This is a genomic window from Streptomyces sp. KLMMK (genome assembly GCF_036961605.1).
GTDB lineage: Bacteria > Actinomycetota > Actinomycetes > Streptomycetales > Streptomycetaceae > Streptomyces > Streptomyces telluris.
Genome location: NZ_JBAMDC010000202.1, coordinates 1 through 12,129, shown reverse-complemented (window position 1 = coordinate 12,129; position 12,129 = coordinate 1). Strand labels below are relative to the sequence as shown.

Sequence of the window (12,129 nt, the reverse complement as noted above, 5' to 3'; positions counted from 1 at the left end):
GCGAGCGGATCGTCCGCCCCTTGCGGCCGCGCAGCTTCGCCCCGGCCCGTACGGTGACCGTGGTCCAGCCGCGGCCGCCGGCGCGGAGCATGCCGGCCGGCAGGAAGGCGTACGGCTCCTCGTCCACGGCGACCGCCAGTTCGACGCGGACCGCCGCCGAGCCGGGGTCCGTGCGCTGGGCCAGCTCGACCACCGTGGAGTCCGGGAACGGCAGCCGCGCCGCGTACAGCTCGACCGCCGCCGCCCCGGCGAGCCTGCCGTCGACGAGCAGGCTGCTGCCGCCCCGCCAGGCGTCGGCGAAGTCGAAACCGACCTCCGGCCGCGTGCCCTCCGTGCGGACCGTCCAGCGCCGGCCGGGCAGCCGGTCCTGCAGCCCCAGGTGGTTCCACGCGGAGTCGCCCGTCCGCCGGCCCTTCTCGTACCAGCCCAGGCCGTGCCCGGTGTTGAAGGTCGTGGCGAACGGGAGTGCCGTGAGCGTGGACCGGTCGGCGACCGACGCGGCCGGCGGCCGCCACGGCCCCGCCTCCGGCGCGGACGGGTCGAGGCCCTGCCCGGACCAGAAGCGGTCGTCGCGCGCGTGGAAGGCGGCCGGGCCGCGCCCTCCGGCGGGCAGGCTCTTCCACGTCCACTCGGGGCGGTAGAAGCCGTACGAGGTGACGTGCGCGCCCGCTGCCGGGACGACCGCGTCCCAGTCCACCGGCGTGTCCCAGCCGCGGGCCTCCACGTCGATCCCCGCCCACAGGTCGTACGGGCTGCGTCCCAGCCGGCGCGCGAGGGCGGCGGAGGAGACGAGCCCGGAGCGGTCCCAGTCGAAGTTCAGGAACATCGAGCCGGCCGCCTGGAAGAACGGGGCGTTGTGCTTGTTGAGCCGGTTCTGCCAGTCGATGCCGCCGGAGACGGCCATCGCGTCGTACCAGGTGATCCGCAGGCCCTCGCCGTGTCCCCGCAGGTACGCGAGGAAGTCGCGCATGTCCGCGCCGAGCCGCGCATCGCCCCCGTCCGTCTCGGCGTTGACGAACCAGCCGTCGAAGCCGTACGCCCGGGCCACCCGGATCAGCCGGTCGGCCAGCGGGAAGCCGCCGTCCGGCCCGCGCCGCACCAGGTCCCGCGTCCACCCCAGTCGTCCCCCGTAGGCCGCGGGCGGCAGGAACACCGTGCCGAGGACGGGCACGCCGTTGCGGTGGGCGGCGTCCACGACCGGCGCGTTGGGGGCCAGGATCAGCCCCTCGCCCGACGAGCCGCCCCAGAAGACCAGTTCGTCGAGGTAGGCCCAGTTGGTGAGTGCGTAGGAGTCGGCGGTCGGCGCGCCCTGCGAGGGGTTGCCCGAGGTGGTGGCGAAGGCGGCGAGCGCGCAGACGCGGGCCCGGCCCGCGCGGGCGGTGCCGTTGGGCGGCGGCGGAGCGAAGCGGGCGGCGAGCGGCACGGATGCCCGGTTGAACGGCAGGTCGGGGTCCTTCTCCGGCTCCCAGGAGGCGAGGCTCCGCCAGATCACCCCCGGCTCCGGCGAACCGGCCGGCAGGCTGTCGGGGAACCAGTAGGAGGCGTACGGCTGGAGGGCGGGGGGAGGCGGAGGGACAGGCGTAGGGGCAGGCGCAGGGGCCGCCATTACGCGCCCGCCGGGCAGGGCGACGGCCGCAAGTCCGCCGGCGCCGGCGGCGAGGGCTCTGCGGCGCGTCACACCGGTGGGGCGCGTGGGGCCCGTAGGGTCCGTGGGGCGGTCATTCACGGCGACTCCTTCGCTCGTCAAGCCGTCCGGGGTCCGAGGACCGGGGTTCGGGGCGGCGCCCCGGGTGCGAGGCGGGAAACGGCGGCACCGCCTAGGCCGCCTCGTCGACGGCGACGACCTCGGTGATGCCCCGCGCGGCCAGATGCGCCGCGTCACCGGCCCGTTGGGCCAGCACCACCGCCGGCCGCCCTCCGCCGGAGGCGACCCGCATCCACGCCTCGAAGAACGCTCCGCCCGGCGCGCACGCCGCCCGCCCCGGCGCGTCCTCGGCGTCCCCCGCGTCCAGGACCAGGGCGGTCCGCCGGGGCGCGGCCGGCCCGGGCAGGGCGAGGGACCCGGGCGGGGCGGGCGACCCGGACGGCCCGCCGCTCCGATGTTCCCGGGCGAGGCGGGCGAACGCCTCCCCGGCCGGCTTGACCTCGCGGTCGTTGGTGAGCAGCCCCAGCCCGTACTCCAGCTCGGGGAAGTCGGCCAGCGCCCGGTCGACGTCGTGGGAGCACCACCACGTCACCCCCCACACGCCGGAGCAGTCCAGGACATGGCGGACGGTCGCCTCGGTGAAGGCGGCGGCGCGGCCGGGGGGAACGTGCGGGGCGGGTGCCCCCACCTCCTGCAGCCATACGGGGCGCGCCGCGTCGTCCGCCCACGCCTTCGAGAGCTCGACGAGGTAGGCGGCGTGGCGTTCGGCGATGTCACCGGGCCCGTGCCGCTGCGCGGTGCCGTTGAACACCCAGGAGTGCACGGCGGTCATGGCGCCGAGCCGTGCCGAGTGCGCCGGGGTGAAGGGGTGCGCCCCGTCGTGGAAGGCGGCGTCGTACGAGGCGTGCAGATGCGTCTTGCCCGGGGCTCCCTCCTCGCACGCGGCGAGCATGCGCCGCAGCCAGCGGCCGGCGTCGCCGGGCCGGATCCGGTCGGGGTCGGGGTGGGGCGGCCCGGAGAACTGGTTGACCTCGTTGCCGACGGTCATGCCGAGGAAGTGGGGCCGGTCGGCGAGGGCGGCGGACAGTTCGGTGAGGAGGCGGGCCTGGGCGTCGACGACGTCGGGGTCGGTGAAGAGGTTGCGGCGGTGCCAGGTCGTGGTCCAGGAGGGGAGGAAGTCGAAGCTGGACAGGTGCCCCTGGAGGCCGTCGACGTTGACGTCGAGCCCGCGCTCCCCGGCCGCGTCCACCAGCTGGACGAGCTGTTCGACGGCGCGCGGGCGGATCAGCGTGCGGTTGGGCTGGAAGAGGGGCCAGAGGGGGAAGACGCGGATGTGGTCGAGACCGAGCGCGGCCACGGAGTCCAGGTCGGCGCGGACGTCGTCCAGGTCGAAGTCGAGCCAGTGGTGGAACCAGCCGCGGGCCGGGGTGTAGTTGACGCCGAAGCGCATGGGGCGCGGGTGTCCCTTCTGTGGGTGCCCCTTCGGGCGGTGGCGGCAGCAGGGGAGGCGGGGCGGGCGGTCAGCCCTTGACGGCGCCCTCCCCGACGCCGCGGAAGAAGTACCGCTGGAGGCAGACGAACATCACGACGAGCGGGGCGACGGCGATGACGGTGCCGGCGGCGACGAGCCGCGGGTCCTGCTGGAAGGTGCCGTGCAGGTAGTTCAGGCCGACGGTCAGGGTGAAGCGGTCGGGGTCGGACAGGACGATCAGCGGCCACAGGAAGTCGTCCCACGCCCCCATGAACGAGAAGATCGCGACGACGGCGAGCGTCCCCTTCACCGAGGGCAGTGCGACGCGGACGAAGCGCTGCCAGACGTTCGCCCCGTCGATGACGGCCGCCTCCTCGGTCTCGTAGGGCAGGGCGGCGAAGGCGTTGCGCATCAGCAGCACGTTGAGCGCGCCGACCGCCCCGGGCAGGACGACGGCGACGAGCGTGTTGTTGAGCTCCAAGTCGCGCATCATCGTGAACTGGGCGATGACGACGGACTCCAGGGGCACCAGCACGGCCGCGACGAAGGCCAGCCCAGCCGCCCGGCGGCCGCGGAACCGCAGCCGGGCCAGGGCGTAGCCGGCCATGGAGGCGCCGGCGAGGTTGGTGAGCACGTTCGCGGCGGCGACCTTGAGGGAGTTCAGGGCGTAGTCCCACACGGGGACGATGTCCGCGACCTCGGCGTAGTTGCGGCCGGTCGGATGCGCCGGCAGGAAGCGCGGCGGGGAGGTGTAGATGTCCTCGGTGGTGCTCTTGAGGGAGGTCGAGAGCTGCCAGAGGAACGGGCCGACGGTGAGGGCCAGGACGGCGAGGAGCAGCACGTAGCGCACGGCCTTCTCCCAGGGCGTGGTGCGGTTCATGCCCGCCCGCCCTTCGGGTCCGGTCCGCCTTGCCGGCCCTGCAGATCCTGCCCGTCCTGCGCGTCCTGTCCGTCCCTCCGGTCGGCCCGCAGCACGAGCAGCATCAGCACCAGGGCGACGGCGAAGACGATCAGGGAGATCGCGGAGGAGTAGCCCACGCGCCCGTTGAGCCCCGTGCCGGTCCGCTGGAGGAGCATGACGAGGGTGGTGTCCTGGCCGGCCGGACCGCCGGTGGGCCCGGCCAGCAGGTAGACCTCGGAGAAGACCTTGAACGCGGCGACCGACGACAGGGCGCCGACCAGCACCATCGTGGAGCGCACGGCGGGCACGGTGACGGCGGTGAAGCGGCGCAGGGCACCGGCGCCGTCGACGGCGGCCGCCTCGTGGAGCTCGCGCGGTACGTTCGCCAGCGCCGCCAGATAGATGATCATGTAGTAGCCGAGTCCCTTCCAGACCGTCAGCGCCATCGCGCTGAACAGCAGCAGCCACTCGTCGCCGAGGAAGGAGACCGGGCCGGCCCCGAGGACGCGCAGTACGGCGTTGACCAGGCCGCGGTCGTCCAGCATCCACTCCCAGATCAGGGCCACCACGACGACGGAGGCCACGACCGGGGTGTAGAAGGCGGACCGGAAGAACGCGACGCCCGGGATCCGCTTCTGCACCAGGAGCGCGAGCAGCAGCGGCAGGAGCACGGTGAAGGGCACGACGAGGACGACGTAGAGGCCGCTGTTGCGCAGGGCCACCCAGAACTGCTCGTCCTCCAGCAGCTCCCGGAAGTTGCGCAGCCCCACCCAGCTGCCCGGGGTCAGCGTGCGGGCGTCCGTGAACGCCTTGTGGAGCGTGGTAAGGAAGGGGTACAGGTTGAAGGCGACGACGGTCCCGAGGCCGGGCAGCAGGAAGAGCCAGGGGCTGGCCGCCCGGTGCGTACGTACCCGCTTCACGCCCGTCAGCCCTGCTTGAGCAGCTTGTTGCTCTGCGCGACGGCGTCGTCCAGAGCCTGCCGGGGCGATTTCTTTCCCTGGAGGGCCTTGGCGACCTCGTTCTTGAGGACCGTCTTCATCTCCTCGCTGAGCACGACCGGCGTGTAATTCACCGCGCCCTTCAGCATCTTCGCGGAGGCCACCCGCACCCTGCCCTCGTCCGTGCCGTCGTCCTTCGTCCAGTACGGCTCGTCCAGCGAGCCCTTGGTGCTGGGGAAGACGGCGACCTTGTGGGCGAACGCCTCCTGGTTCTTCCTGCCGGTGACGAAGTGCGCGAAGGCGACGGCCGCGGCCTTGTGCTTGCTGCGGCTGTTGATACCGAGGCCCATCACGTACATGTTGGGCTTTCCGGTGTTGTTGGGCGCGTCCGTGATGCCGAGGTTGCGGTAGAGGCCGGGTGCGCTCTTCTTGAAGTTCTCGAGGTCGTGGGCGCTGCCCGGATTCATGGCGACCTTCTGCTCCAGGAACTTCTGCCCCGTCTTGTCCGGAGTGTTGGTCAGCGCCTGCGGGTCGAGGCCGCCGCGCTCGTAGAGGTTCTTGTACGCGGTGAGCAGTTCCACGCCCTTGGGCTCGTTGTAGGTGAACCGGGTGGCGTCGTCGTTCATGAGCTTCACGCCGTAGCGGCCGAAGTCCTCGACGGCCGGGGTGCCCCCGAGCGTCGCGGTCTTCCCGCCGGAGCGCTCCGCGATGGTCCGTGCCGCCGCGAACAGCTCGTCGTACGTCTTCGGGGGCTTTTCGGGGTCGAGGCCGGACTGCCGGAAGAGGGTCTTGTTGTAGAACAGCGGGCCGGTGTTGAGGTACCAGGGGAAGGAGTACGAGCCGTCCAGCCCCGGCAGCACATTTCCCTGCCACGCCTCCGGGGTGTACTCGCCCTTGAACTTCGCGGCGGCCGCCTCCTTGTCGAGGTTCATCAGCAGACCGGCCTTGGCCAGCGGGTACGACAGATCGGGGGAGACGTTGACGACGTCCGGCAGGGTCCCGGCGGCGGCGTCCGCACCGAGCTTGTCCGCGTAGTTGTCGGCCGGCTGGTCCAGCCATTTGACCCGGACGCCCGGGTGCGCCTTCTCGAATTCCGCCACCAGGCCGGTGAAGTAGTCCTTGAAATTGCTGCGCAGATTCCACGTCTGAAAGGTGATGTCGCCCTCGGGCTTCCCGTCCGCGCCGCCGCCCTCCCCGGATCCGGAGCCGGATCCGCCCGAGCCGCAGGCGGTCAGCGTGAGGGCGGACACGAGCAGCGGAACGGTCGCGGCGAGGGCTCCACGGCGTATCGGCATGGCCGGCGAACTCCTTCGGTCGGGAGGAGGTGACGGTGCGGAAGGTGGCGATGGCAGCGGTCCAAAAGGTGCACCCGGAACGGGAGTTAGTCAATACTGTCGTCAACGACTAATGCGCTTTAGTGTGTTACCGCTCAGGCGCTCAGTGCTCAAGCGCTCAACGCTCAGTGTCAAGCGCCCGGTGCTCAAGCGCTCAGGCGATCCGGATGCCGGCCGAAGGGAGGTGCGCCGTGCGCCGCACACCGGCCCGCCGCCCGACGATCAAGGACATCGCGCGCCGGGCGGGCGTCTCGGAGAGCGCGGTCTCCTTTGCGCTCAACGGCCGCCCGGGGGTCTCGGAGGCCACTCGCGCGCGCATCCGCCGGGTCGCCGAGGAGCTGGGCTGGCAGCCGAGCACCGCCGCTCGCGCCCTCTCGGGGGAGGGCGCGGCCACCGTGGGCCTGGTCCTGGCCAGGCCCGCCCGCACGCTCGGCGTCGAGTCCTTCTTCCTGCAGCTGGTCTCCGGCGTGCAGGAGGTGCTCGCCGGCCGGGGCCTCGGGCTGCTCTTCCAGGTCGTGGAGGACCTCGACGCCGAGTGCGCCGTCTACCGCCGCTGGTGGGCCGAGCGCCGCGTGGACGGCCTGCTCGTCGTCGACCCGCGGGCCGACGACCCCCGCCCGGCCCTGCTCGACCGCCTCGGCCTGCCCGCCGTGGTCGTCGGCGCGCTCGACGGACGGGGTGTTCCGCATGGCGCGATCTCCACCCTGTGGGCCGACGACACCGGCGCGATGGCCTCGATCGTCGGCCACCTGTACGGCCTGGGCCACCGCCGCATCACCCACATCGCGGGGCTGCCGGAGCTCGCCCACACCCGGCGCCGCATGTCCTGCCTGCGCGCGGAGGCGGCCCGCCGCGGCCTGCCGGACGTGCGGTCGGTGACCACCGACTACTCCGATGCCCAGGGCGCCGAGGCCACCCGCAGGGAGCTGGCCGGCGACCGCCCTCCCACCGCGATCGTCTACGACAACGACGTGATGGCCGTGGCGGGCCTGGCGGTGGCGGCCGGGCGCGGCGTGCTCGTACCCGCCGCCCTCTCGATCGTGGCCTGGGACGACTCGGTGCTCTGCCGCAGCACTCACCCCGCGCTCACGGCCCTGGTCCGCGACACCGCGGCGTTCGGCCGGCACGCGGCGGAGCACCTCCTCGCCCTCCTGGACGGCGGCCCGCCGGTCAGCGTCCAGGACGCCGTTCCCAGGCTGTGCCCGCGCGCGAGCACCGGACCCGCATGCAAGGGTGCTCCTTGACCTGTTGTTTAATTGCGAGTGATTCGCAATAGCAATATGTCGACAGATCTTGAGCAGGGGTGTGGGGCATGACGGCCCGGTCCGTACGGGGAGTGGCCGCCACGGCCATGGCAGGCGTTCTCGCGGCAGGCGCGGCGGCCTGCTCGGCACCGGGCGGCAGCGGCGCCGAGGGGCCCAAGGACTCCCTGGTCGTCGGTCTCGCCAACGAGCCCGAGACCCTCAGCCCCCTCCTCGGCTACGGCAAGGACGGCAACTCCAAGATCTTCGACGGCCTGCTCCGGCGGGACGCGCAGATGAAGCTCCGCCCGGCCCTCGCCGACGCCCTCCCGAAGGTCAGCGACGACGGGCGCACGTACACCTTCAAGCTCCGCCACGGCGTGAAGTTCAGCGACGGCAAGCCCTTCTCGGCCAAGGATGTCGTCTTCACCTACCGGACCCTCCTCGACGAGAAGACCAACAACGCCGCCAAGGGCGAGCTCGACGCCGTCGAGAAGGTCACCGCCGAGTCCGACGACACCGTCGTCTTCGCGCTCAAGTACCCCTACGCGCCCTTCGCCGAGCGCACCGTCCTGCCCATCGTCCCCGAGCACGCGGCCAAGGGCCAGGACGTCAACACCGGCTCCTTCAACACCGCCCCCATAGGCACCGGCCCCTACGTCCTCACCGGCTGGAGCAAGGGCGAGAAGCTGACCTTCAAGGCCAACCCCGGCTACTGGGGCGGCGAGCCCGAGGTCAAGAAGCTCACCATGGCGATCATCAAGGACGACGACGTGCGCGCCACGCGGCTGCGCTCCGGCGACCTCGACGGCGCCATCCTGCCGCCCAACCTGGCCAGGGGCTTCAAGGGCGACAAGGACAAGGTGACCATCACCGCGAAGACCACCGACTTCCGCGGCGTCACCCTCCCCACCGCGAACAAGGTCACCGGCGACATCGCCGTGCGCCGCGCCCTCGACCTCGCCGTCGACCGCAAGGCCATGGTCGACAAGCTCCTCGAAGGCGCCGGCCGGGCCGGCCACGGCCCCGTCCCCACCGACAGCGAGTGGTTCGCCAAGGGCACCGAGCGCCCGCACGACCTGGACAAGGCCGAGAAGCTGCTCGACGACGCGGGCTGGAAGCCGGGCGACGGCGGCATCCGCGAGAAGGACGGGCAGCGCGCCTCCTTCACCCTCTGGTTCCCCGCCGGTGACAAGCTCCGCGAGGAGCACGCCCTCGCCTTCGCCTCCGACGCCAAGAAGGCCGGCATCGAGGCCAAGGTGCAGAGCGGCACCTGGGAGGTCATCGAGCCGCGGATGAAGGAGGACGCGGTCCTCGCCGGCGGCGGCAACCCCGCCGACCCCGACTTCGACCTCTACAACCTCCTGCACTCCTCCCTCGCCCTCGACGGCTTCAACAACATGGCCGCCTACGGCAACCCCGACGTCGACAAGGCGCTCGAGGAAGGCCGGCGCAGCGGCGACAAGGCCGCCCGCAAGGCCGCCTACGACAAGGTCCAGCGCGGCCTCGCCGACAACCCCGGCTACACCTTCCTCACCCACGTCGACCACCTCTACGTGATGACCGACCGCTGGAAGGACCTCTCGGCCCAGGTCGAGCCGCACGACCACGGTCTCGGCGCCGGGCCCTGGTGGAACGTCGAGGACTGGCAGCCGAAGAAGTGACCCGCGCCGCCGCCGGGCTCCCGTGGGGGCCCATGGCGCGCATGGCCGGACGGCGGCTGCTGGCCGCCGTCCCCGTGCTCGCCGCCGTCACCTTCGGGGTCTTCGCGATCGCCGCGGCCTCGCCCTTCGACCCCGCCAGGGCCTACGCCGGCAGCTCCGGGCTCGGCGCCCGCCAGGACGTCCTCGACCAGCTGCGCGACAACCTCGGCGCCGACCGGCCCTTCACCGCCCGCTGGTGGGACTGGCTGACCTCCGCGCTCACCGGCGACCTCGGCACCTCCGCGGCCCTCCGCCAGCCCGTCGCCCAGGTCATCGGCGAACGCATCGGCTGGTCCGTGCTCCTGTGCGGCATCGCCTTCGCCCTGGCCGTGACCGCCGGCACCGTGCTCGGCGTCCTCGCGGCACGCCGCCGGGGCGGCCTGTTCGACCGGGCCGTGACCTCCCTGGCGTACGCGCTCGAAGCCGCCCCGCCCTTCTGGCTCGGGCTCCTCGCCGTCTGGCTCTTCTCCCTCAAGCTCGGCGCCCTGCCCGCCGGCGGACTCACCGACACCGGAAGCGACGTCGCCACGCCCGGACAGGTCGCCTCCCACGTCGTCCTGCCCGCGGCGGTGCTCGCCGTCTCCCAGCTGCCCTGGTTCGTGCTCTACGTGCGCCAGGGCGTCGGCGACGCGCTGGACGAGGACCCCGTGCGCGGCGCCCGCGCCCGCGGCCTGCGCGAACGGACCGTCCTCCTCGGCCACGCCCTGCGCTCCGGGCTGCTGCCCGTCCTCACCCTCGTCGGCTCCCGCGTCCCCGAGCTCATCACGGGCGCCCTGCTGGTGGAGACCGTCTTCAGCTGGCCCGGCATCGCCTCCGCGACCGTCGAGGCCGCCACCAAGGTCGACTTCCCGCTGCTCGCCGCCCTGACCGTCCTTGCGACGGCGGCGGTCCTGGTGGGGAACCTGCTGTCCGACCTGCTGTACGGGCTGGCCGACCCGAGGGTGGGCTTCGATGGCTGACCCCCGCACGCGGACGCGCGTCTCCGCCGCCGTGACGGCCGCCGTCGTCCTCACCGTGCTGGTCGTCCCGCTCGCCGTGCCCCTGGACCAGCAGGCCGTCGACCTCGCCGCCAAGCTGCAGCCGCCCTCGTGGGCCCACCCCTTCGGCACCGACGAGGTGGGCCGCGACCTGCTGCTGCGCAGCGTCTACGGGCTCCGCGTCTCGCTCCTCGTCGGCGTTGCCGCGGCCCTCGCCGCGACCGTCATCGGCACGGCGGTCGGCGCGGTCGCGGGCGCCCTCGGCGGCTGGACGGACCGCGTGCTGATGCGGCTCGTCGACCTCTTCTCGTCCGTGCCGCACCTGCTGCTCGGCATCTTCGTCGTCACGATGTTCCGCCCGGGCGTCTGGCCGGTGGTCGCCTCCGTCGTCGTCACGCACTGGCTGTCGACGGCGCGGATCGTCCGCGCCGAAGTGCTGTCCCTGCGCTCGCGCCCGTACGTCGACGCGGCGGTGTCCGGCGGTGCTTCGCGGTGGCGCGTGGCCGTCCGCCACCTGCTGCCGGCCGTGCTGCCCCAGGCGGGGCTCGCGGCGGTGCTGATGATCCCGCACGCCATCTGGCACGAGTCCGCCCTGTCGTTCCTCGGCCTGGGCCTGCCCACGCACCAGGCGAGCCTCGGCAACATGGTCCAGAGCGCACGCGGCTCCCTCCTCGCGGGCGACTGGTGGCCGACGCTCTTCCCCGGGCTGTTCATCATCGTCCCCACGCTGGCCGTGGCGGGCCTGGCGGCCGCATGGCGGGAACGGCTCAACCCGCGCCGCCGATCGGAGCTGAGCCTGTGAGTCCCGTGCTGTCCGTGGACGACCTGTCCGTACGGTTCCGGATGCGCGGCGGCCGCGAGATCGCCGCTGTCACCGGCGCCTCGTTCGAGCTGCACCCCGGTGAGTGCCTGGCCCTCATCGGCGAGAGCGGCTGCGGCAAATCCGTCCTGGCCTCCGCCCTGCTCGGCCTGCTGCCCCGCAACGCCCGGGCCACCGGCCGGGCCCTCCTGGGCGGCCTCGACCTCCTGGCCGCCGACGAGCACACCCTCGCCCGCACCGTACGCGGCCGCCGCATCGGCCTCGTCCCGCAGAGCCCCTCCGCCCACCTCACCCCCGTCCGCACGGTGCGCTCCCAGCTGGAGGAGACCGTCCGGGAGCTGACGGGTCTGCGCAAGGCCGGGCTGCGCGAAGCGGCCGAAGCCGCGGCCGAACGGGCCGCCTTCCCCGCCACCCACCTGGACCGCCATCCCCACCAGCTCTCCGGCGGCCTCGCCCAGCGCGCCGCCACCGCGCTCGCCCTCGTCGGCGACGCCCCGCTCCTGCTCGCCGACGAGCCGACGACCGGCCTGGACCGCGACCTCGTCGACCGCACGGTGGATGAACTGCGGCGGCACACCGACACCGGCCGCGCCCTGCTGATGATCACCCACGACCTCGCGGCGGCCCGGCGCATCGCCGACCGCGTCGCCGTCATGTACGCGGGCCGCATCGTCGAGATCGCCGGAGCCCCCGCCTTCTTCGGCGCACCCGGCCCCCGCCACCCCTACGCCCGCGCCCTGCTCGACGCCCTGCCCGAACGGGCCTTCACCCCCATCCCGGGCATGCCACCCGAACTCGGCGACCTGCCCGACGGCTGCGCCTTCGCCCCCCGCTGCGCACGGGCGACCGCACGGTGCGGGACGCTCCCGGAGCCGGTCGGCGGCGTGGCCTGCCACCACCCGGAGGAGACGACCGCGTGCTCGAACTGAGCCGTATCACCGCCGGCTACGACCGGCGCGCGCCCGTCGTCCGCGAGGTCTCGCTGACGGTCGGGGCCGGCCGGTCCGTCGGCCTGCTCGGCCCCAGCGGCTGCGGCAAGTCCACCCTGGCCCGGGTGGCCGCCCTGCTGCACCGGCCGGACTCCGGGACCGTCGTCGTC

General features: G+C 73.2%; 11 protein-coding genes. 6 read left to right on the top strand and 5 right to left on the bottom strand.

What is annotated here, in order from left to right:
* The 5 genes from V7793_RS24240 to V7793_RS24220 form a co-directional block, all read right to left on the bottom strand.
* The coding region (locus V7793_RS24240; protein ID WP_443057987.1) for an endo-beta-N-acetylglucosaminidase at nt 1–1,492 on the bottom strand (1,492 nt) is incomplete at its 3' end.
* A gap of 325 nt (nt 1,493–1,817) precedes the next feature.
* Nucleotides 1,818–3,095 (bottom strand): glycoside hydrolase 5 family protein, encoded by a 1,278-nt coding sequence (locus V7793_RS24235; RefSeq protein ID WP_336009882.1) that lies wholly within the window; start codon nt 3,093–3,095, stop codon nt 1,818–1,820.
* A gap of 70 nt (nt 3,096–3,165) precedes the next feature.
* Nucleotides 3,166–3,996 carry a carbohydrate ABC transporter permease gene (locus V7793_RS24230; RefSeq protein ID WP_336009880.1) on the bottom strand — a complete coding sequence of 277 codons (831 nt, stop codon included), beginning with the start codon at nt 3,994–3,996 and terminating at the stop codon, nt 3,166–3,168.
* Complete coding sequence (locus tag V7793_RS24225; protein ID WP_336009888.1) at nt 3,993–4,946, bottom strand: carbohydrate ABC transporter permease; 954 nt, start codon at nt 4,944–4,946, stop codon at nt 3,993–3,995. Before V7793_RS24225 ends, V7793_RS24230 begins: the two co-directional genes overlap by 4 nt.
* On the bottom strand, nt 4,943–6,250 hold the full coding sequence (locus tag V7793_RS24220; protein ID WP_336009877.1) for an ABC transporter substrate-binding protein: 1,308 nt from the start codon (nt 6,248–6,250) through the stop codon (nt 4,943–4,945). The genes V7793_RS24225 and V7793_RS24220 overlap by 4 nt, the downstream gene beginning before the upstream one ends.
* Nucleotides 6,251–6,456: 206 nt before the next feature.
* On the opposite strand from V7793_RS24220, the gene V7793_RS24215 reads away from it, so the two are divergent.
* The 6 genes from V7793_RS24215 to V7793_RS24190 all read left to right on the top strand — a co-directional run.
* Nucleotides 6,457–7,533, top strand: a complete 1,077-nt coding sequence (locus V7793_RS24215) for a LacI family DNA-binding transcriptional regulator (RefSeq protein WP_443057986.1) — start codon at nt 6,457–6,459, stop codon at nt 7,531–7,533.
* A 68-nt stretch (nt 7,534–7,601) separates the two neighbouring features.
* Nucleotides 7,602–9,194: an ABC transporter substrate-binding protein gene (locus tag V7793_RS24210; protein WP_336009871.1), complete on the top strand. Its 1,593-nt coding sequence runs from the start codon at nt 7,602–7,604 to the stop codon at nt 9,192–9,194.
* 32 nt (nt 9,195–9,226) lie between these two features.
* Nucleotides 9,227–10,192, top strand: coding sequence for an ABC transporter permease (locus V7793_RS24205; RefSeq protein WP_443057985.1), 966 nt, complete (start codon nt 9,227–9,229; stop codon nt 10,190–10,192).
* Nucleotides 10,185–11,012, top strand: coding sequence for an ABC transporter permease (locus V7793_RS24200; RefSeq protein WP_336009869.1), 828 nt, complete (start codon nt 10,185–10,187; stop codon nt 11,010–11,012). The genes V7793_RS24205 and V7793_RS24200 overlap by 8 nt, the downstream gene beginning before the upstream one ends.
* Nucleotides 10,964–11,959 (top strand): ABC transporter ATP-binding protein, encoded by a 996-nt coding sequence (locus V7793_RS24195; RefSeq protein ID WP_336009867.1) that lies wholly within the window; start codon nt 10,964–10,966, stop codon nt 11,957–11,959. The genes V7793_RS24200 and V7793_RS24195 overlap by 49 nt, the downstream gene beginning before the upstream one ends.
* Nucleotides 11,947–12,129, top strand: a 183-nt coding sequence (locus tag V7793_RS24190; RefSeq protein ID WP_336009864.1) for an ATP-binding cassette domain-containing protein, incomplete at its 3' end; no start/stop codon positions are given. The genes V7793_RS24195 and V7793_RS24190, both read left to right, overlap by 13 nt.